Genomic DNA, 21,744 nt, shown 5'->3' on the forward strand with positions numbered 1-21,744 from the left:
GCAGTGATGTAAGCCGCATCAGCGGATCAAGCACCTCAGGAGACAGGAGTCGCTCATGGACCGTACATCTATTCGGTGGCGCATCTGCGCGCTGCTTTTCTTCGCAACCACGATTAATTACCTGGACCGTCAGGTGCTGGGCCTGCTCAAGCCCGAGCTTGCCGTCACGTTCAACTGGACCGAAACGCAATACAGCTACATCGTCATGGTGTTCACGGCTTGCTATGCAATCGGCATGGTGCTTTCTGGCAAGATGGTCGATAAGTTCGGCGTCAAGATCGGTTACGGCGTGTGCGTATTGGTTTGGAGTATCGCTGCCTGCGGGCATGCGCTCGTGCGCAGCACGCTGGGCTTTGGCGTCATGCGCGCCCTGCTTGGCATCTCGGAATCTGGCAGCTTCCCCTGCGCAGTGAAGAGCGTGTCGGAGTGGTTCCCGCGCAAAGAGCAGGCACTTGCGGTGGGAATCCTGACTTCCGGCACTAGTATCGGAGCGGTGGCGGCACCGGCCACCGTGCCGTGGCTGGCTGCAACGTACGGCTGGGAGGCCGCGTTCTTCATCACCGGCATGACGGGATTCATCTGGCTGGCCTTCTGGTACTTCATGTATCAGGTGCCGGCAAAGCACGCCAAGATCAATGAAGCCGAACTAACCTACATCAGCGAGGATTCGGCTTCTGCTCCCGCGACCCAAAAGGTAAGCTGGTTCACGTTGCTCAAGCTGCGTCCGACATGGGCCTTCTTCGCCGGTAAGCTGCTGACCGACCCGATTTGGTGGTTCATGCTCTTCTGGCTGCCGTCGTATTTCAACTCGCGCTTTCACCTCGATCTGAAGAACCTCGGCCTTCCGCTGGTGATGGTATATGTCGCAACTTCAATAGGTAGCATTGGCGGTGGTTTCATCTCGTCCAAGCTGATTCAGCGCGGCTGGTCTGTGACGAAGGCGCGACAAACTACCATGCTTGTCTTTGCGTTCCTTGTTATGCCGATCGCATTCTCGCCGTTCATCGACAACATGTGGGCGATGGTTGGCCTGTTGAGTTTGGCGGCAGCCTCGCACCAGGCATGGTCGGCAAACCTTTTCACCACCGCATCTGACATGTTCCCGAAGGCAGCAGTCGGTTCCGTTGTTGGGATTGGTGGCTTGGCCGGTGCGTTGGGCGCGACGCTTTTCCCGCTGCTTGTTGGCGCAGTGCTGGACCATTTCAAGATGCTCGGCCACATCAATGCAGGCTACAACGTGCTGTTCGTCGTCTGTGGTTCGGCCTATCTTTTGGCGTGGATCGTAATGCGTGTCATCCGCTCGTCGGGCAAGCCCGTCGACATTGCGCAACTCACGCCGACCGCCCATAGTTGAAGTCAGCCGCTTTGACGCGCCTTTCAGTTGCTCGCCGAGCTTCGGGAGGCGGCGATGGCAAGTCTCTCATTCGTAGCGGGAGGAAGATCCGGCCGGCTCCCACTTAGGTTAAACGACGAAAGGCTGCACGGGACATGTTTCATGCAGCCATGGCACGCAATGCAGCGGCCATGCGCGCCGGCGTTCCGATGAGGCTGCCTGGCTACCTTTGTCGATCCTCACCGCTGACGCGGCAAGATGTGAGGCCGCTTGGCTTTTCGCCTTTGGGAAAACCGTAGCGATCCGTCGCGCGACGGCTCCCTGGATGGTTGGCAACGGCATTGTCGCCAGCGATAGCTCGAGCGTTGGAAGCAGCCATCGAAATCGCAACGGTGGAGCGGCAGAGGAGGGGCGCAGGTCAACGATCACCGTGCCGTTCATTGGTTGCTCATGGCGCCGGGCCGCGATGACGGGCGCAGGTGCGATTGTGAAAAACTCCGGCAACCACAGCCCGCCACACGCGCCGTCCACAGAGATATAAACAGTGGCTGCGCGTCATGCAGGCACTGAAGCCCCGACCAACCTCTCAAATTCGGGCGAGTCGTGTCTTTCCGAGAGTAAATTCCGGGGGAAGGACCAAGGAAAGAAAGGCTTGCCACGCGCATTTCGGATGGGTATCGTCGAGGTGTTCGACAACGCGCCACGGAAGAGCTCGTCCCCGCGACGACGCCGACGGAGCAACCGCCCCGGAAACTCTCAGGCAAAAAGGACCGTGTGCGCCGGAACATCTGGAGAGCGGCGCCATGCGCGCCCACCGAAGGGGAGCCCCGGCCGGCAGCAATGCACGGCGCGCGGGCGAAACTCTCAGGTACATGGACAGATGGGGCATCGGTGCCGGCTATGGACGGCCGGCGATGCTCAACGAAAACTGGACCATGTCATGTCACGAATCGCCATCATCGGCGCCGGGATCACCGGCGTCACGAGCGCGTACGCCCTCGCGCAGCGCGGCCTTCGCGTCACCGTGCTCGAACGTCATCGCTATGCCGCGATGGAAACCTCCTTCGCCAACGGCGGGCAACTCTCCGCCAGCAACGCGGAAGTCTGGAACAGCCGCGCGACCGTGCTGAAAGGTCTCAAGTGGATGTTCACGCGCGACGCGCCCTTGCTGATGAATCCGCGCCCCGGCTGGCACAAGTACAGCTGGATGGGCGAATTCCTGCGGCAGATTCCGAACTATCGGGCCAACACGGCCGAGACCGTGCGCCTCGCGCTCGCGGCGCGCGAGCATCTGTTCCGCATCGCGGAGACGGAGCGCATCGACTTCGATCTGGAGCGGCGCGGCATCCTGCATTTCTACGCTACCCGCACGGAGTTCGAGGCCGCGTCGAAGGTGAACGAGATTCTCAACGGCGCGGGCCTTGCGCGCCATGCGGTAACAGCTAAGGAAATCGCGTCGATCGAGCCGACGCTGAAGGGCAATTTTCATGCGGGCTTCTTCACGCCCTCCGATTCGACCGGCGACATCCACAAGTTCACGCGCGGTCTCGCCGATGCATGCGTGCGTTACGGCGTCGAGTTCCGCTATGAGACGTCGGTGAAATCGTTCGATGATGAGGCGGGCCGCATTGCGCTGAGGGTCGAGCAGGCGGGCGAAGAAAGCGTGCTTCAGTTCGACGGCATCGTGATCTGCGCGGGCGTGGGCAGCCGGGCGTTCGCCTCGATGGCCGGCGATCACGTCAACGTTTATCCAGTCAAAGGCTATTCGATCACCGTCTGTCTCGACGATGCGCGCAGCCGCGAGAACGCGCCGTGGGTCAGCCTGCTCGACGACCGCGCGAAGATCGTCACGAGCCGTCTCGGCGCGGATCGATTCCGCGTGGCGGGCACGGCGGAGCTGAACGGCTTCAACCGCGACATCCGCGCGGACCGCATCGCGCCGTTGGTCGAATGGACGCGGCGTTACTTTCCTGAAGTGTCGACCGCGCGCGTGATTCCGTGGAGTGGCCTGCGCCCGATGTTGCCGAGCATGCTGCCGAAGGTCGGGCAGGGCAGGCGTCCCGGCGTGTTCTACAACACCGGGCACGGGCATCTCGGATGGACGCTTTCGGCGGCGACGGCGGAACTCGTCGCGGAAGCCGTGCTGCGGAAGTGGCCGGGAAAACCGGTTCAGGTCGCTGCTGCGCCGTCGGCAAGCATGGCGCGCAGCGAAGCGCTGCTCTGAGCGGCGCGTTCCCCGCTTGAAACATCAAGCGGGGAACGCGCGTTACCAGCCGATCGCCGCACCGTCGCTGCGCGGATCGTGTCCGCCTTCGAAACATCCGTTCGGATAACGGATGATCGCGCCCGCATGGCCCATCGTTTCGTCGTAGGGCAGCAGCACATCGACTTCGTGGCCGAGGCTTCGGAGCGCAGCGGCGGTCTCTTCGCCGAAGCGCGCTTCGAGCTTGAGCGAGTCGCTCGCCTGTCCCCATGTCCGGCCGAGCAGCCAGCGCGGCGCATCGATGGCCGTCTGCGGATTCCATCCGTACCGCGCGATTCGGGTGAACACCGCGCTCTGCGATTGCGGCTGACCGTCGCCGCCCATGTTGCCGTAGACCATCACGCGACCGTCGGCGAAACGCGCGAGCGCGGGATTCAGCGTGTGGAACGGCCGGCGTCCCGGCATCAGCGGATTGCGCGAGGCTGCGTCGAGCGAAAAGCTGCAGCCGCGGTTCTGCCAGTTCACGCCCGACGAAGGCAGCACGATCCCGCTGCCGAACTCGTGATAGATGCTCTGGATGAAGCTCACGGCAACGCCATCGCCGTCGATGACGCCGAGCCATACCGTGTCGGCGGGGCCGAGGCCGTTGCCCCACGGCGCGGCGCGATCCATCGAGATTTGCGCGGCGAGCTCGTCGAGACGTTCGGGCGCAAGCAGCGCCTGCGGATCGACGTCCATGTGATCGGGATCGGTGACGTGCGCATCGCGGATCGCGAACGCGAGCTTCGTCGCCTCGACGCACGCGTGAACATACGCCGGGCCAAGCGGGTCCATGTCGTCGCGCAGCACACGGTCCAGCAATCCGACGATGATGAGCGACACAATGCCTTGCGTCGGCGGCGGCATGTTGTAGACGGTGCCGAGCGAATGGGCGAGGGCGAGCGGCGTCACGATCCGCGCGTGGTGACGTTCGAGATCGCCGGCCGCGAGCGGGCTTCCCAGCGCGCTCAATTCCGCCACCATGCTGCGCGCGAGATCGCCGCGATAGAAATCGTCGAGCCCGTTGCGCACGAGTTGCGTAAGCGTCGCGGCCATGCGCGGCTGCGTGAAGCGATCGCCAGCCTGCAAGGGCGCGGGCATGAAGGTGTCCGCGAAGCTGGGCAAGCTTTCGAGTTCATCGCGCTTGGCGGCGATGCAGCGCGCCTGACTTTCCGTGACGGGCACGCCGTGCGTCGCATAGTCGATTGCATCGTCCAGCAGCCGCGACAACGGCAGCCGTCCGCCCAGCGTCGTGCGCGACCACTCGAACGCCGCATGCCAGCCCGATACCGTACCCGCAACCGTATTCGCGGCAAGCGGCCCGCGATGCGGAATGCGCTCCAGCCCGAGCCCGCGATACCGCTCGATCGTCGCCGCCGCCGCCGCCGCGCCGCACGCTTCGATGCCGACGGGTTCGGCGCCCGGCCGCGAGACCAGCCAGAAGCCGTCGCCGCCGATGCCGTTCATGTGCGGATAGACGACCGCGATGGTCGCGGCAGCGGCGATCATCGCTTCGACGGCGTTGCCGCCTTCGCGCAGCACGGCGAGCGCGCTCTGCGAGGCGAGCGAGTGCGGCGCGACCGCCATGCCGCGCGTGGCGCGCGACGGATTGAAGGTCTGAATGGTCATGGCTCGGGTGTCGGGAAGGTTCAGGATTGAACGGCGCGCGGCTTCATCTGCGCGCGCATGATTTTCTTGCACATCTGCACGAACTGATTGACGAGCGCCGAACGCTCGCCGCTGATCGCGAGACTTGCGACGACCGGAATCGCGATCTCCGGCGCGAGCGGCGCGACGTTCAGGCCGAACGCGCGGGCGGAAAGCGCCGAGAATTCGTCGACGATCGTGACGAGCCGCGAGCGCGCGGCAAGCGCGATGAGCGAGTGATACGACTGCGCCGTGAGGGTCGTGCGCACGTCGAGCGCGTGCTCCTCGAATCGCTTGTTGAGCAGGCGGCCGACCGGATCGTCGGGGTCGGGGCCGAGGATCTCACGCCCGTCGAAGGCCGCGAGATCGATTGGCGCGGTGTCGTCGAGCACGTCGGGATGACCCACGCACACGAGCCGGCTCGAGGCCAGTTCGATCTCGCGGATCGCCGGATGCGCGACGCTGTGATAGAGCACGCCGACATCCGCGTCCATCAGCGCGATGTTCGCGACCGCGGTCGCGGAGTAGTCGGATCGCACGGAGAGCTTCACGTTCGGATGCATCGCCGCGAACGCTAGCGCCGCATCGGCGACGACGGTCTGCGCGAGCGCCGGTGCGGCCAACACGCGGATCGACGATTCGTCGGTGCCGCCGCGCAGGTTGTCGGCGAGCCGCTGCACCGCGTGCAACTGCTCGTCGAGCTTCATGATCTCGGGAAAGAGGCGCTGGGCCTCGCGCGTCGGAACCAGCTTGCCGCGCGTGCGCTCGAAGAGCGCGTAGCCCAGCTGGCGCTCCGCGCTCTGCAGTATCTGCGTGACCGCCGGCTGCGTGAGCGACAGCAGCGCGGCGGCGGCCTTGAGTGTGCCCGTGACGCGGATCGCGTTGACCACCTCTATGTGCCTGAGTCTCATCGAATGTTTTTTCCGGTCGGATTGGGCCAGGCCGGGCGAGCCGGCGTGCGCGGCAAGACCGGCGCGACGCTCACGCGTTGTTCAGCGCGTTCTCCTCGATGCGCGCAGGCTGATAGCGCAACCTGAACCAGAGGATACAGGTAAGCGCGACCACGGCGGTGACCATCACGTACCACGCGGGCACGAACTTGCTGCCGGTCTCGTTGGCGATCCACGTGCAGATCATCAGCGAGAGGCCGCCGAAGACCGCGAAAGTCAGGTTGTGAACGATCGCGATGCAGGTCGTGCGCGTGCCGTGCGGAAACAGTTCCGCGACGAACGCGGGCATCGCGCCCTGGAACACCATGACGCAGGCGGTGAGGCCGGTGATGCAGAGCACGTACACGCCGACCGTGGGTTGCGCGACCATCAGATGGAACGCCGGCATCGTGAGCGCGACCGTCAGCAGCGTGCCCGCCGTGATGAGCGCGAGCCGTCCCACGCGGTCCGACAGCGCGCCAAACACGGGCGGCAGGAAGATCTGCGCGACCGAATAGCCGATCGCGCCGAGCATCGAATCGGCCGGGGATAGGCCGAGCACCTTCTGCGCATAGAGCGGGATGAAGACGCCCAGCAGATAGTTCGTCGACGCGGCGAGCGAGTACAGCCCGATCGCCGCCGCGATGCGCGCCTTGGCGGTCGCGAGCGTCTCGCGCAGCGGACTGTGCTCGTGCCGGCTCGCTTCGAACTCAGGCGTTTCGTCGACGCGGCGGCGAATCCAGTAGCCGAACGGCACGATCGCGAGGCCGATGATGAACGGCACGCGCCAACCCCACGAGAGCAGCGTGTCAGGCGTCATCAGGCGTGTCGTGCCGAGGCCGACGATGCTCGCGAGTCCCGTCGCGAGCCCGATGCCGACCACCTGATAGCTCGCGAAATAGCCCTTCATGCCGCGCGGCGCGTGCTCGGTGACGAACGAGACCGTCGAGCCGAACTCGCCGCCCGCCGAGAAGCCTTGCAGTAACTTGCCCAATACGAGGATCAGCGTGCCGCCGGCGCCGAGCATCGCATACGAAGGCGCGCAGGCGATGACGAGCGTGCCGAGCGCCATGAGCCAGATGGTCAGCATCATCGCGGACTTGCGGCCGTGCCGGTCAGCGTATCCGCCGATCACGACCGCGCCGAGCGGCCGGATGAAGTAGCTGATGCCAAAGGTCGCGGCGGTGGCGAGCATCGACGTGTAGGGGTCGCCCGTCGGGAAAAACGCCTTCGCCAGGATGGCGGCGAGAAAGCCGTAGATGAAGAGATCGTAGAACTCGAGCATGTTGCCGACGAGCGCAGAGGCCAGAATGCGCCGGAACTTGCCGCGCTGCTCGCGGCTGATACTCAGGTCGTGTGACATGGCGTTTTCCCTGGTCGATACGACGTGTGGAAGTTGACGCGAAACGCGATACGAAAGCCGGACGGGCCGGTCAGACGTCGTGCAGGTAGTCGAAGGCGGTGAGGGCATAGATCTCGCCGAGCGCGCGCAGCTCGTCGATGTGGACGTGCTCGTTGAACGAGCCCATGTTGTGCGCGGTGAGTCCGCAGACCACGGTAGGCACGCCGTGCATGCGGTAGTGCCGCGCGTCCGATGCGCCCACGCGCATGTTGACGACCGGCTCGACGCCGAGCCGCGCCGCACAGTTGCGGCGCACGAGCTGCACAATTTCGTGATCGGGCGAGGTCCAGTTCGGATCGTAGCGCCGTGTGATTTCGACGCTGACGCCCTCGTGCCCCGCGACGATCGCTTTGATGCGTGCCTCGATCTGCGCGACGCTCACGCCGACCGGGAGGCGAATGTCGGCGGTGGCGCACGCGTGATCCGCGACGAGATTCGACAGGCGGCCGCCCTGAACCGTGCCGAAGGTGACCGTCACGCGCCGCAGCACGTCGCTTTCGCCGCGGCCGGACAGCTCCTCGGATACGGGGCCTGCGTGTTCGATCGCGGCGAGTACGTCGGCGGGTGCATCGACGGGATGATCGCGAAGTGTCTTCAGATCCTGAATGGCGTCAAGCAGCCGCTCGATCGCGCTGATGCCGCGGTGAACGTGGGCCGCATGCGCCGATTTGCCGGACGCGTCCAGCCGCAGCCAGATCATGCCTTTCTCGCCAAAGCGCAGGACGGCGGGCGAGCCGGTGTCGGCGCTGATCATCGCGTCGCCGGAGGCTTCGGGCACGTGCTTGAGCAGATAGCCCGCGCCCTCGGTGCCCATGCTCTCCTCGTCGCCGACGAAGGTCGCGACGACTTCGCCCGGCAGCGTGTCGCGCAGTGAGGCGAGGTGGCGCAGCGCGAACACGATCGCCGCGATGCCCCCTTTCATGTCGGAGACGCCCAGGCCGTAGAGCTTGCCGTCGCGGGCCTCACCGTTCGGGTCGGCGCCCCAGCGATCCGCATCGACGAGGGGGAAGGTATCGAGATGGCCGTTGAAGACGAGCCGCCGGCCGGGCCGCGTGCCGCGCACCCGCACGACGAGGTTCATCACGTGCGGCAGGGTGCCGTATCGCGTGATCTCGACGCCGCTGCCCGCCAGCATGGCCTCGATGCGCCGCGCGACGGCGTGCGTGTCGCCGGGCGGATACGGGCTCGGCTCCGCGACCAGCGCACGCGCCAGATCGACGACTTCCTGACTGCTTGTGGCGACGGCGCGCGCAAGGGCGCGTCGCTGGTCAGATACTTCGGCGCTGCGGGCGACGAGAACGTCGGCTGGCATGGATGACCTCCGTGGATTCGCTGCGTTTCCGGCGCGCACAGGCGCGTCGGGCATGAATCCATGGTCCGTGGCCGATTTAGCCGCGTCGAATTAGACAAAAAGGAGCGGGTATAAGTAAAACTTAACTGCGTCCGGACTTGTTTGAACGCGATTAGTCCAATTCGACAAGTTATCTCTGGGATCGACCCTGATATGCGACAGCCTCTTGCGGCGGAGGCACAGTTGAACGAACGCGAAGGGTGAGAGCCCGGATACCGTCGTCGATCCTCGCCTCCTTGGTGGCAAGGTAAATGAGTACCCTAAGCGCCGCGCCTTTGTAAAAACCTTGCGACCGTGTGAGCGACGGTCTCCGGATTTGCAATGGCATTGCAGCAGGCGGCCGTTCGACCCTTCGAAGCAGCTACTGGACTGGCTCCGGTCCAACGGCGGAAGTGGGTCGTAAGTGTGAATTCGCTGACCCAGCTAATCGCGGTCCTGCGTGAGACACTGGCAACGTCCGCGATCCGCTTGGCTGCCGACGTCGAACGCGATCAGCGTCAAAGTCCGCAAAGGCCGATTGGCGGAACAGTCGACGACGCGCTGCCTGCTGACTTCCTTTCGTCGCTCAGAGAGGCAGATCGCTTGCGCGTTCCAGGAAGGAGCAAGGGGATGCGGCGACGCAATGAGCGAGAAGGGCGCTTCGCGATTCGTAAAAGACGAGTTGTGGTTAGAAATCCGTGTATCAAAATAATGGTAGTTATCTTGATAGCTGCGTTTTAAACGCGTCGGCAAACTGACCCGACGATTGATCGATGCGCTTGCTGCGCCGATCCGGACACAAGCGAGGCTTAAAACCATGCTGATACTACGATTGTCAAGACTAGGACAGTGTCCGCTGCCTGGCCATGCCCTGCTTCAGGGCTTCGAGCCGTTGGATGAGAAGCGGGGTGGGTGCTACTACGATTTGCGGGAAGGTCGACTGAAAGGTCGGTGCTGATGGCAACGCAGGATCGGACGGCGTATTGAGACTCTTAAAGAAGCGTCGCAAAGATACCACGACCCGTTTCATAGTCGAAGCATGTAAAACGAAGACTGAGTCCATCCTATAGAGGCCGGGGGTCGACAACTTCGGATGAGCTAGGGCGTTCTGCGGGAGGGTTGTTCAAGATGTCATTCGCTTTCGCAATTACCGGCGCATCTACCATCTTTCCGTCGACACTAATCGCGGAACCGTCGCCTTCCTGGACAGCGCCTATCACTCGTTGCGCCCACCTGAACTCCTCCTGAGAGGGCAGGAACGCCGCGTGAACGGGTGCTAGTTGCTTCGGGTGAATACACAGCTTTCCTCGAAAACCGAGGTTGCGCGCACGAATCGTGTCTTGCCGAAGCAGTTCGGCATCGTCGATGGCCGGTGTCACTCCATCGACCGGGGCGGCGATGCCTGCGATCCGTGATGCGAGGGTCAGTTGCGAACGGAAGTAGACGAGTTCGTCGCCGTCGCCTTTTATGCCCGTATCGACCTGAAAATCGATTGTGCCGAACATCAATCGTTCGACCTTCGGCGTCCTTGCCAAAGCCTTAAGGTCATCAAAGGCTGCCGCCGTCTCAATGAGAGGCAGCAATTCGATGTGGTCGGAAAGCATTTTCGACAGGTTCGCCAGCACGTCGACTCGCTCAGCTTTTGGAACGATGATGCCGCGAAGGGCCGGGCAACCGAGAAGAGCTTCGATGTCACCCTGATACCACGTCGTATCGGCCGCATTGATTCGCGCGTATGCGCTGCCGCCATTCTTGAGCCACTTTACAACGGCTTCGCGCGCCTGGGCTTTTGCTTCGGGTGGCACGGCGTCTTCGAGGTCAAGGATGACGGCGTCAGCGCCGGCTGCGCACGCCTTGTCGAATCTTTCCGGTCGATTACCGGGAACGAAGAGATACGTTTTCGGATACATGGCAATTCCTTGTGGAAGCTGACTCACGCGCGAGTTAGAAAATCGAGGAACGAAGTTGGTAGTGCCTCCTGAATTGACGAACGAGGCCTTCTAATAAAGCATCAGAAAGCGTCGGTCTGCAGAGCGTGGGAGTTCCTCTTCGAAACCGACGCGGCACAGCGATTTACTTCGTTAGTGTGCGACTTTGAGGCTATCTGATACAGAGTTTTGCTCGGCGGGCTTCTGACGTCCGAGGTGGAACGCCGCCCATGCGCTAATCAAGGACATGAAGGCAAGGAATGCCGCAACAGCGTACGCAGAGTGAAACGTCTGGAACAGCCACAGCGAAATCATCGGAGCGGGTCCCCCGGCGATAATCGAGGCACCTTGGTAGCCAAGCGAAGCGCCGCTGTAGCGAATGCTGGCGGGAAACGACTCAGCAATGAAGGCTGCCTGCGACCCGTAGAGCGCCGCGTGAATAACCATGATGATGACCGTACCGGCAATGACGGCAAGCGGAATCTTCGTATTGAGCAACGCAAAGTACGGGAACGCGAAGAGCATCATGCAGATTGCCGCCGACATGTAAGTCTTCCGACGCCCGATGCGGTCTGCCAGATGCCCAAAGTACGGCAATGCGAAACAAGCGACGACTGCAGCAATCAGAACGGCGTTGAGGATGAATTCTTTGCCGAGACCGAGATTCTTGGACCCATAGAGCATCGCAAACGAGGTGAGCATGTAGAACGCAGCTTGTTCGCCGGGGCGCACCAGAGCCGACAGCAGAATTGCCTTCCACTCGGTCCTGATAGCTTCGCGAATAGGGCTCTTCTTGCGGTCGACCGACTTGTTGGCTTCGACGAAGTCCTTGGTTTCAGGCACGCCCATCCGAATCAACAGGCCGAACACGAGAAGCACACCGCTCGCATAGAACGGAACGCGCCAACCGAACTCGATCAACGAATCGCCGCTCCAACGGCTGCAGACGCTCCAAACGAGAACGGAGATGACCAGTCCGAGAGGGACGCCCACATTCGGCAACGATGCCATGAAGCCACGGCGCTTGCCTTGATGGCTCTCCATTGAGAGCAGAACAGCACCACCCCATTCCCCACCGACGCCAATTCCTTGGAGGAACCGAAGTGCAATGAGAAGCCAACCCGCCGCAGGACCAATCTGCTGCGCAGTCGGCAGAAGACCGACGAGCAAGGTGGCCACGCCCATCAAAGTGAGCGTGGCGACAAGAGTCGATTTTCGGCCTACACGGTCACCCATGTATCCGAAGATGGCTCCGCCCAAGGGTCGCGACAGAAAGCCGACGAAAATGGTGGCGAATGATTCCATGAGACCTTCCGAGCTTCCGTGTGCAAAGAAAAGCTTCGGAAAAATGAGAGCCGCCGCAGTGCCGTAAATGAAGAAGTCGTACCATTCAATCGTGGTGCCAATGACGCTCGCGATTGCTGCGCGGCGTTCGATACGCTTTGAGTCCTTCGATTGAGTCGAGGCGTCGGCCTGACCGAGGGGGGATTTCGGGTGCATCTTTGTCTCCAATCTTGAAATTACGTCAAAGCAAGCTTGCTTGCATCTAGAACGAGGCTTCAGCTCGCATCGAGACGGCGCCGCCGGGCAAGCTCACCCAAACCACGAGTCGGTCACCGTCTTGCGCGGCGTTGAGCTCCAATTCGTTACCGAGTATCGAGGGCTGCACTCCGCGATAGCGGAAGTGTTTCAGCTGATGTCCGCTCACTTCTTCGGCGAAGCCGGCAAGAAGCGTTGCATTCAGTGGACCGTGAATCACGAGATTTGGATAGCCTTCGACTTCGCGGCAGTAGTCCGCATCGTAATGAATGCGATGGCCATTGAACGTCAGTGCGGAGTAGCGGAACAGCATCGTCGAATCTGGTTTCACCCGACGCGTTTGCTGCGGTTGGCGCATCTCCCGCTTCGCAGCCGTAGCACCGGCCTTGGACGCTTCCTTGTAGACAATGTCATGGTGCTCTGTCACGAGGACCTTGCCTTCGTGTACGACTTCATGCAGCACTGTCACGAAAACAAGCTCGCCACTTCGCCCCTGTTTGTGCTCAACCGACGCGATGCTCGATCGCTTTTCCACTTCTGCGCCCAGCGGCAAGTCGCCGTGGAATTCGAGCGTGCCGCCGGCCCACATACGGTTTGACAATGGCACGGGAGGCAAGAAACCGCCTCTTGCGGGGTGGCCGTCTCGGCCAAGTGCCGAAGGCGGCTCGCCACTGAGGAAGTAGAGCCAATGCCAAAGTGAAGGCAACGGTGTGCCGTCTACGAAGTCCGACTGAGGGATTCCGAGCGTTGCTGCCATCAGCCGCGCTTGGCGGGACGAGAGTACGTCACGGTCCGACTGGCTCTTGCCAATCCACTCGCGCAGGTTAGTAATGTCGACGGTGCTCATGCGAGTTCTCCCACTTGTTTCGTTGCGAACTCCGAGCGAATGCGTTCGGTGTGCTCGCCCAACAGGGGCGCGGCATCGAAGTGTTGGCTATCCCAAGGGGCGCGAACCGCCGGAGCAATCATTCGCAGTTCTTCGCCATCAACCGTCATCGGCCACGTCCGCAACGCCGGATGTTCGGCCATCTGAGCAATCGAGCGGACTTGGCCGTAAGCGGTGTTCGCCGCGGACAGCCGTTGAAGTGCTTCATTGGAGTCGACTCGGGAGAATGCTTGGGCAATCACCAAATCCAGCGCTTCGCGATTACGCACCCGATCTGTGTTGGATGAGAAGCGTGAATCCTCTGCAATCTCAGGCTGCTTAAGGAACGCCGAGCAAAACTGTCGCCACTCGCGCTCGTTCTGAATGCTGATGACAATTTCGTCGCCGTCTTTCGTCTTGAATGCACCGTACGGGGCAATTGAGGGATGCTTCAGACCTTGCCGGGTGGGCGCACCGTTTCCGTAGACTTGGTGTACGTAGGGGATAGTCATCCAGTCCGCAGCACCATCGAACAAAGAGACGGAGACGCCGGAGCCCTTGCCGGTGGTCGCGCGCAAGGCGAGAGCCGACAGCACTGCGATAGTCGCGTTCATCCCCGCGCCGATGTCACAGATTGAGACACCAATGCGACCGCATGCATCCGGCGCGCCGGTGATGCCTGCCAGACCGCTCTCGCACTGCACGAGGAGGTCATATGCCTTGAGGTTGCTCGCGGCGTTGTTCGTGCCATAGCCGCTGATGTCGCAGGTGATGAGTCGCGGGTGAAGTTCGCGCAATTTTTCGCTGCCGAAGCCTGCCCGGTCCAGAGCGCCCGGAGCGAGGTTCTGAACGAAGATGTCTGCCTCGGCGATAAGTCGATGCAACAGTGCGGAGTCGTCTGTTTTCTTGAAATCAAGAACGACAGATTCCTTGCCTCGATTTGTCCAGGCGAAGTATGAAGATTGGCCGTTTGCGGCTGCGTCGTAGCCGCGCGCAAAGTCGCCCTCAGCGCGCTCAATCTTGATGACTCGCGCGCCCATTTCCGCGAGCCGCCCCGTACAAAGCGGCGCAGCCAATGCTTGTTCGATGGATACGACTACCACGCCGGCAAGCGGCTTGGCTGAGATTTCCTGCGTAACCGATGCCCCCATCGCTACCTCCTCGCGTTTCGTTGATGGCTACCAGTATCGGAAAATGCGGTCGGCTATTACAGTGAGATTTGCCAAACGGACCGTTTGTGAAAACCGAAATCGTGCGCTGCAACATCACCGAACGCGCCTTCTGCCAGTTGGCTCTCGTGCTATAAAACCGAATTTACCGCCGTCGGATACGAACACATGAGCTACGACTTGACCGACCTAAAGGTGTTCGTTGCCGTCGCCGAAGAGGGCAATGTTTCGCGCGGAGCCGAGCGTTGCCACTTGGCACCATCGTCGGCGAGTCTTCGCGTGAAGAATCTTGAGGATTCTGTCGGCGTGACGCTACTGAGCAGGCATCCTCGGGGGGTCGCGCTGACTGCCGCCGGGCAGGTCCTCGTCGAGCACGCAAAACGTTGTCTTGCGCAACTTGACCAGATGCGCGCCGACCTCCTGCCGTTCACCGAAGGGATGAGAGAACACGTAACGGTGTTTGCGAATAACAACGCAATCAGTTCACATCTTCCCGATGACCTGGCAAGATTCTTTGCCGCGTTCCCAGGCGTGCGCATTACCCTCGAGGAGCGGTTGAGCCACGACATCATCGGCGCCGTCGTTGCAGGTCGGGCGGACGTCGGGGTTGTGGCGCTGGAGTCTGAACACCCCGCCTTGCGCTTCGTGCCCTACAGGCAGGACCAGTTGGTGCTGCTCGCACCTGTTGGGCATCCGCTCGCGGAGCAAAGTCGTATTAGCTTCAGGCAGTGCCTCTGCCAGCCCTTCATAAGTCTCCAACCAGGAGCCGCTTTGCATACATTCCTGATGAATCATGCGAGCGCGCTAGACGGGCGCTTGGATGTTCGCGTGCAGGTTTCCGGTTATCGGGCGATTGCGCGGCTGGTTTCATCGGGAGCTGGGATAGGCGTCGTGCCGCGAACAGCCATTGAGGCGTCGGATGAAGGGAAAGTCGCGGTCATCGAGCTAATTGAGCCGTGGTCCCAACGAAACCTTCACGTATGCGTTCCACGCAATCCCGCAGAGAAGAATCTCTACCGTGATAAGTTGGTCGACATGTTGTGTCAACCGACGAGTGACGCGTAGGATCTCACTAGCTTGTCCAGTCCGTCACACAGCGGATTCAGTCCGGAAAGCGCAGAAAGAGGTTCGGCGACCGGACAGCAACGTTGGGGCGAACGAGCGCGTGTGGTAACCATCATTCGGCGTGGGCCCCATCGTCACATCGTCTTTCCCGCATTGGTTAGTGACTCCATCGACCATGGCGTCCGACGCACGCACTGAATGCATGAAGGTCTTCTTCGTCCAGTAGTGATCGTGAATTCGAACGAGTCGACAACAGCGTCGTTCAGACGCCGACTTGCGTTTTATGTTCAAGTCGCTGAATGGCGGGAACTGCGTCTTGTGTTTTCGCGTAAGCGTGAGCCGCTCCGTAGGCGGGGCAGGCGAAAGCCTCCCCGATGCCAGACACGCCGTTGAGGTCTTCTACCGGGCAAGCTTGAACCGATTACGTCCGCTATCCACAAGTCTGCATGGTCGATACCTGCGAACCCAATTCGGTTGCAACGGTTACTCCCTTATTCAGAAATCTGACCCCGTTCTTTAGCGTGCGTTCTTGAAAGACGATCGCTCAGCTTGGGCACAAAATCTTGACGGACTCACGAGACTGAGTAATGCGCGTTTTTCATGCTGGAGGGCGGGGGATGTGTTGTCTCACTATCGGTTCTTCGGTCCGCGAGTGCGGGGCTGGGGCTCCTGCACAACACGGATTGGGGCGCCGTGCCTTGGTTGAAGTGCATGAATTCAAATGTTGTCGACTCTTGGTGCGCTGAGATCACGCGATCGTGCTATGTCATGGCCCAACGCGCGCCTACCAAAGAAGCAAAAGACTGGCTTCTTGCATCCCAACGATTGAGGACCTGGACGGCAACAGACGGCCGAAAAGCGCATGGTGATTGAGAATAGCCTTCTTTCACCCAAGCGATTTCGGATGCAAAAGGGAAGAGAGAGTCGAGGCACAAAGTCAGAACACTCGACGTGTTGCAGTTGCGTACAGGTCCGCGTGTGATGCTGTTTTATGGCTCGGCGGCTACCAAGCAATATCCATTGGACCCGGGCGCTTCGTGCGACCGGCAAAGAATCACTCTGCCTATTTCACGCGGGGCTTTTAGTACGCGCGATAGGGTGCTCACCTGCCCACTGCGGCCAACTTAAGGAAACGACCATGAAACTGTACGTTCATCCGCTGTCCGGTCATTCACACCGTGCCCGCCTGCTGATTTCGCTCCTTGCTATTAGGCATGAACTCGTCGAAGTAGATCTTGCCGCCGGCGCACACAAGTCCCCCGACTTCCTGAAGTTGAACCGTTTCGGTCAAGTTCCGGTGCTCGTCGACGGAGATGTGGCGATCGCCGATTCCAACGCGATCCTGGTGTATCTCGCGCGCAAGTCCGGCAGGACTGATTTCCTTCCGCAGAATCCGGTCGAAGAAGCCGCCGTACAGCGCTGGCTGTCGGTAGCAGCGGGCGAAATCGCATTTGGGCCGGCAGCCGCGCGGCTTATCACCGTGTTTGGTGCCAAATTCAACGCCGACGAAGTCATCGCACGCGCGCATCGTATCCTCAAATTGATCGATGAAGAACTGAGCGGTCGCGGCTTCCTCGTCACGGCGAAACCGACCATCGCTGACGTCGCGTTGTATGGCTACATCGCGCGTGCGCCCGAGGGCAACGTGGACCTGTCTGGCTACCCAAACGTCAATGCGTGGCTTCGACGCATCGAAGCACTGCCGGGCTTCGTCGAATTTGCGAAGACACCGGTCGGACTTGCCGCCGCCGCGTGACTGCTCCCGCCGGCAAGACAGGCCCTTGCAAGATCGAACGCGCATCATCGGTCAAGGAGATAGATCGTGAGTTCTGTATCGAGCCAAATCGGCTCGCCCTGGCATCGGGGCGAACTAGAACTACAAGAAAAGGTCGGTGTAATGCAGAAGATGGACAGCGTCGGCCGACGTTTCGTCCGAGATCACATGCCCGAACAGCACCGAAGCTTCTTTTCTCAACTTCCCTTCATCGTCGTCGGCGCAGTAGCAAAGGATGGTGACGTGTGGGCGTCCTACGCGTGCGGGCGACCGGGCTTCATGCGTTCGCCCACCGATCGGATCCTCTCTATCGATGCCGCGTTCGATCCTAATGACCCAGCCGCCAGTGGCATCGGTGATGGCGCGGCGCTCGGGCTGCTTGGTATCGAGTTGCACACCCGCCGCCGCAATCGGCTGAATGGCATGATCCGCCAGCGGGCCGCGCGCGCATTCGATCTTGAAGTCTTGCAAAGTTTCGGCAACTGTCCGCAATACATCCAGTTGCGCGACTTTGAATTCGTGCGGGACCCGGATGTCTTCTCGGAGACGGCGCCGATAGAATACGATTGCATCGACGACCGCGCCCGCAACATGATCGCGAGCGCCGACACGTTGTTTGTCGCCTCGTATCAGGGCGATGGCGACGCGCGCCAGGTCGATGTTTCGCATCGAGGGGGAAAGGCGGGGTTTGTGCGCATCGGCGATGACGGTGTGCTGACGATTCCTGACTTCGCTGGCAATCTGTTCTTCGCGACGCTCGGCAATTTTGTCGTCAATCCCCGCGCCGGCTTGCTGTTCACCGACTTCGAAACCGGCGATGTCCTGCAAATGGCAGGCGACGCGGAAGTCGATCTCGAGTCGCCAGAGATCGCCGCTTTTCAGGGCGCTGAAAGGCTGTGGCGCTTCAGGCCGCGCAGAGTCATTCACCGCCGCGGGGCGTTGCCGTTGCGCTGGAAGTTTCGGGCGAGCGGTTGGTCGCCCAACTCGCTTATGACAGGGAGTTGGGATGATGCAGCGAGCCGACTAAGGGCGTCAGACCTCGCGCGGTCATGGCGCCCGTTTAGGGTTGCGAAGATCGTTGACGAAAGCGCAGTGATCCGGTCCTTCCATTTGGAACCGATCGACGGTGCTGGGCTGATTCCGCACCTTGCGGGTCAGCATCTGCCGATTCGCGTCAGTATCGTGAGCGATGACACGCCGATCCTGCGCAATTACACATTGTCGAGTGCGCCGTCGGACGGCTTCTACCGAATTAGCGTGAAGCGAGAAGGAAGCGTTTCATCATATCTGCACGACACCTTGCGCAATGGCGACGTGATTGAGGCGCGTGCCCCGGCCGGCCAATTCACGGTCGACGCACTCGAGCGCCGGCCCGCAGTGTTGCTTGCCGCCGGTGTTGGTGTAACGCCCATGCTTGCCATGTTACGTCACATCGTCTACGAGGGCCTACGTAAGCGCGGAATTCGCAAAACGTGGTTCTTTTACTCGGCGCGTTCAATCAAGGACCGTGCGTTCAGCGAGGAGATCAGCCGTCTAGTGGCTTCCGCCGATGGTGCAGTGAAAGTCGTGCGCGCGCTGTCGGACCCGCGCGACGCGCGCGAGGGCGAAGACTTTGACGTTGCGGGACGTGTCGACATGCATTTGCTCCGCGCGACGCTTCCCTTCGACGACTACGACTTTTATTTGTGCGGGCCTGCGGGTTTCATGCGGTCGGTTTATGAAGGGCTGCGCGACCTCAACGTCGCAGACGCCCGCATCCACCTGGAAGCCTTCGGTCCGTCCGGCATTAAACGGCGCACCGATGCGACGATGAGCGTTTCCTTGCGCGCGCCGGCAGATAAGCCAACGCCCGTCGCGTTCGTGAGGACAGGAAAGGAAGCGCGCTGGCAGCCAGATTCCGGATCTCTGCTGGAACTGGCCGAAGCGCGTGGCTTAGCACCGGATTATGGTTGTCGGAGCGGCAGTTGCGGGAGCTGCCGGACGCGCATTGTTGAAGGCGCAGTGGCCTACACTGCAAGCCCAGAATTCAAGGTGCCGGAGGACGAGGCGTTGATCTGCTGCGCCGTGCCTGCCCATCCCAACTCGGGCGGTGGGGATCGTCTGCTCCTCGACGTTTGACAATACTGCTCCTCCCTTAGCGACTAGCCTAAAGTTCTAACCCTCAGAAAGGAATTGATCATGAACGATGTCGACGCAGCGCGGCCGCCGTTTCCGCCCTTTTCGCTGGAAACCGCCATTGAAAAGGTGCGTCTTGCAGAGGACGGATGGAATTCGCGCAACCCGGAGAAGGTATCGCTTGCGTACAGCACGGACAGCGTGTGGCGCAATCGAGCAGAGTTCGCCACGGGTCGCGCTGCGATCGTGGCACTGCTTACGCGCAAATGGCAACGCGAGCTCGACTACCGTCTTATCAAGGAATTGTGGGCATATGAGGGCGCCCGCATTGCTGTTCGCTTCGCATACGAGTGGCACGACGACGCGCAAAACTGGTACCGCTCTTATGGCAACGAAAACTGGGAATTCGGCGCCGACGGTCTCATGCATCACCGCTATGCCTGCATTAACGACCTGCCGATCAAGGAGAGTGAACGGAAATTCTTTTGGCCGCTAGGGCGCAGACCCGACGACCACCCTGGACTGAGCGATCTGGGTTTGTAAGAACCCGCAGCCGCCGCAACCATGCAGGAGTCTCATCGTCGTGAACACCGCCTCCTATGTAGAATCTCCCGTTGAACGTGAAGCTTTGCTACGAAGGCTGGCCGGTGTCACGTTCGTGATCTTCTTCCAGGCTTACATGGTTGCCCCTATCGTGCCGGCGCTTTCGCGCATCTTCGCGGCACCGGAAACAGCTGTCGCTCACATCGTGCCGGCCTATCTGATTCCGTACGGTGTCGCGACGTTAATCTACGGGCTGGTCGCGGATTGGGCCGGTATCCATCGCGTGTTGTACGGGTCGCTCGCCGCGTTCGCAGGGCTCACGCTCCTGAGCGCGAGCGCAACAAGTATCGATCAGCTTGCGGCCTGGCGAGTCGCGACGGGCCTCGGCGCAGGCGGCGTCGTGCCTCTTGCACTCGTGCTTGTTGGCCGCGCCTTCCCCTACGATGAGCGCGGGCGGCCCCTAGGCTGGCTTTTTGGTGCGATGGCAGGCGGCATGGCGTTCGGTTCCCCCTGCGGTGCCTTGCTCATGCCGCTGATTGGCTGGCGCGGACTGTTCGTCATGGTTGGACTTGTCGGCGCCATGCTTCTGCTTGTGTTGCTTCCTTATCGCAGATTCCTCGCAGCGGCGACACCACCACAAACCATAAGGCTTACCGACGTCTTTTCTGGATACAGAGAGCTACTCCGCAATGCTCGTGCTCGACGCACCTACGGCTACGTGCTGGTGAACTCGATGTTTCACTCCGGCGTCTTTACTTGGCTCGCGGTATATCTGGAACAGCGCTATCGACTTGATGCCGTGCACGTCGGCCTTGCCTTGCTCGGATACGGGGTTCCTGGTTTCCTGCTGGGGCCGTTCATCGGACGGCTGGCGGACCGGTATGGTCGCGCGCGCATCGTTCCGCTCGGTCTGGCCCTGAGCGCGCTGGGAGCGGCTGCCCTTTGCTTGAGCGTGCCAGTGCAGGCCATTCCGCTCGTCGCGATGATCCTGTCGCTCGGATATGACATGACACAGCCGCTTTTCGGCGGCATTGTTACTTCTCTTGGCGGTCAACGCCCGGGACAAGCAATGGGGCTCAACGTCTTCACGTTGTTCGTCGGATTCGGCCTCGGTAGTCTGCTCTTCGGCGCGATCCTGGCCCATGGATTTGAGATGGCCCTGGGCCTCTTCGCCGCCTGCGAACTCGTCGCCGCAGTGGTCGCATTGAACCTGTTCAGCTCTGAAAGGCGAACGGACGCAAGCGGTTGAAAGGCTGCTACGGCGGAAAGGCCCCGATGAGTTATCGACTTCCGATTGGGCACCCGAATCTCGGCGCCCGGATGAAAGCCCGTAACGACCCGCACCGATACAGTATTGATTCGACCGCGCTCACATCGACGCTTCGGCTGCTTCAGACCAAGAGTCGCAGTCGCTTATAGCGCTACAAACCAGACTGAAAGAAAAGCGGGGTACAACACGAAGCGGCCAGGATCGTCCCTGGTCAGCTTGACCACAAACTCCATATGGAAACCCTGTGAAACATTTGAAACGAGCATACTGTGCCGGCTGAGGGGGCCGGGGGGCGGCGCTACGCGAATCTGGGATAGGTCAGAGATGGGAATGTGCGGCGCGGTGGGAAGACGCGCCAGGTGCCGTCATCGTGCCGAAAGAAGTACATCTCCGCGGCCCTGCCGCCTTCGGAGGTCATCACCTTCACGAAGCACTGGTTCGTGCGTCCACGATTCTTGAACCGCAGTATGCGCACGAGCGCAGAAGGGGACGGCGAGAGCCAGTATTCGACCGTCTTTCGCAATGAATATTTCCATTCGATCATCGACTTCTCCGTATGGCGGCAACTGCCGCTGACAAGGTCGCCGGTCGGA

At 61.2% G+C, this 21,744-nt stretch carries 16 protein-coding genes and 2 riboswitches; of the genes, 7 read left to right on the plus strand and 9 right to left on the minus strand.

Annotation, left to right across the window (positions count from 1 at the left end; translation table 11 throughout):
- The first annotated feature begins 55 nt into the window (after positions 1-55).
- Both LDZ23_RS32690 and LDZ23_RS32695 read left to right on the plus strand, forming a co-directional pair.
- On the plus strand, positions 56-1,354 hold the full coding sequence (locus LDZ23_RS32690) for an MFS transporter (RefSeq protein ID WP_244808533.1): 1,299 nt from the start codon (positions 56-58) through the stop codon (positions 1,352-1,354).
- Positions 1,355-2,026: 672 nt separating this feature from the next.
- A riboswitch (glycine riboswitch) is annotated at positions 2,027-2,116 on the plus strand.
- Between the two features lie 2 nt (positions 2,117-2,118).
- Positions 2,119-2,216, plus strand: a riboswitch (glycine riboswitch).
- A gap of 57 nt (positions 2,217-2,273) precedes the next feature.
- Complete coding sequence (locus LDZ23_RS32695; RefSeq protein ID WP_244808534.1) at positions 2,274-3,557, plus strand: D-amino acid dehydrogenase; 1,284 nt, start codon at positions 2,274-2,276, stop codon at positions 3,555-3,557.
- Positions 3,558-3,599: 42 nt separating this feature from the next.
- Here LDZ23_RS32695 and LDZ23_RS32700 read toward each other — a convergent pair whose 3' ends face one another.
- The 8 genes from LDZ23_RS32700 to LDZ23_RS32735 form a co-directional block, all read right to left on the minus strand.
- On the minus strand, positions 3,600-5,204 hold the full coding sequence (locus LDZ23_RS32700) for a gamma-glutamyltransferase family protein (protein ID WP_244808535.1): 1,605 nt from the start codon (positions 5,202-5,204) through the stop codon (positions 3,600-3,602).
- Between the two features lie 20 nt (positions 5,205-5,224).
- On the minus strand, positions 5,225-6,133 hold the full coding sequence (locus LDZ23_RS32705; protein ID WP_244808536.1) for a LysR family transcriptional regulator: 909 nt from the start codon (positions 6,131-6,133) through the stop codon (positions 5,225-5,227).
- A gap of 70 nt (positions 6,134-6,203) precedes the next feature.
- Positions 6,204-7,514, minus strand: a complete 1,311-nt coding sequence (locus tag LDZ23_RS32710; RefSeq protein ID WP_244808537.1) for an MFS transporter — start codon at positions 7,512-7,514, stop codon at positions 6,204-6,206.
- 70 nt (positions 7,515-7,584) lie between these two features.
- Entirely contained in the window at positions 7,585-8,865 is a 1,281-nt protein-coding gene (locus LDZ23_RS32715; RefSeq protein WP_244808538.1) for a M20/M25/M40 family metallo-hydrolase, read from the minus strand.
- A 1,082-nt stretch (positions 8,866-9,947) separates the two neighbouring features.
- On the minus strand, positions 9,948-10,793 hold the full coding sequence (locus tag LDZ23_RS32720) for an HpcH/HpaI aldolase/citrate lyase family protein (protein WP_244808539.1): 846 nt from the start codon (positions 10,791-10,793) through the stop codon (positions 9,948-9,950).
- Positions 10,794-10,964: 171 nt separating this feature from the next.
- Positions 10,965-12,311 (minus strand): MFS transporter, encoded by a 1,347-nt coding sequence (locus LDZ23_RS32725; RefSeq protein ID WP_244808540.1) that lies wholly within the window; start codon positions 12,309-12,311, stop codon positions 10,965-10,967.
- 46 nt (positions 12,312-12,357) lie between these two features.
- Entirely contained in the window at positions 12,358-13,197 is an 840-nt protein-coding gene (locus tag LDZ23_RS32730) for an HTD2 family dehydratase (RefSeq protein ID WP_244808541.1), read from the minus strand.
- Positions 13,194-14,366 carry a CaiB/BaiF CoA transferase family protein gene (locus tag LDZ23_RS32735; protein ID WP_244808542.1) on the minus strand — a complete coding sequence of 391 codons (1,173 nt, stop codon included), beginning with the start codon at positions 14,364-14,366 and terminating at the stop codon, positions 13,194-13,196. The genes LDZ23_RS32730 and LDZ23_RS32735 overlap by 4 nt, the downstream gene beginning before the upstream one ends.
- Before the next feature lie 186 nt (positions 14,367-14,552).
- Between LDZ23_RS32735 and LDZ23_RS32740 the strand changes: the two genes are divergently transcribed.
- The 5 genes from LDZ23_RS32740 to LDZ23_RS32760 all read left to right on the plus strand — a co-directional run bounded on the left by LDZ23_RS32740 (position 14,553) and on the right by LDZ23_RS32760 (position 21,130).
- Positions 14,553-15,449, plus strand: coding sequence for a LysR family transcriptional regulator (locus LDZ23_RS32740; protein ID WP_244808543.1), 897 nt, complete (start codon positions 14,553-14,555; stop codon positions 15,447-15,449).
- 1,138 nt (positions 15,450-16,587) lie between these two features.
- The gene (locus LDZ23_RS32745; protein WP_244808544.1) at positions 16,588-17,205 is read left to right on the plus strand and encodes a glutathione S-transferase family protein; all 618 of its coding nucleotides are present in this window, start codon (positions 16,588-16,590) and stop codon (positions 17,203-17,205) included.
- A 66-nt stretch (positions 17,206-17,271) separates the two neighbouring features.
- Positions 17,272-19,341, plus strand: coding sequence for a 2Fe-2S iron-sulfur cluster-binding protein (locus LDZ23_RS32750; protein ID WP_244808545.1), 2,070 nt, complete (start codon positions 17,272-17,274; stop codon positions 19,339-19,341).
- Positions 19,342-19,401: 60 nt separating this feature from the next.
- Entirely contained in the window at positions 19,402-19,881 is a 480-nt protein-coding gene (locus tag LDZ23_RS32755) for a nuclear transport factor 2 family protein (protein ID WP_244808546.1), read from the plus strand.
- A gap of 34 nt (positions 19,882-19,915) precedes the next feature.
- Positions 19,916-21,130, plus strand: coding sequence for an MFS transporter (locus LDZ23_RS32760; protein WP_425306923.1), 1,215 nt, complete (start codon positions 19,916-19,918; stop codon positions 21,128-21,130).
- Positions 21,131-21,449: 319 nt separating this feature from the next.
- Here the strand turns inward: LDZ23_RS32760 and LDZ23_RS32765 are convergent, their stop codons facing one another.
- A complete protein-coding gene (locus tag LDZ23_RS32765) occupies positions 21,450-21,695 on the minus strand; it encodes a hypothetical protein (protein ID WP_244808547.1) in 246 nt (81 codons plus the stop codon).
- Positions 21,696-21,744 lie beyond the last annotated feature (49 nt).

Source organism: Caballeronia zhejiangensis, assembly GCF_022879815.1.
In the GTDB taxonomy this organism is placed as follows: Bacteria; Pseudomonadota; Gammaproteobacteria; order Burkholderiales; family Burkholderiaceae; genus Caballeronia; species Caballeronia zhejiangensis.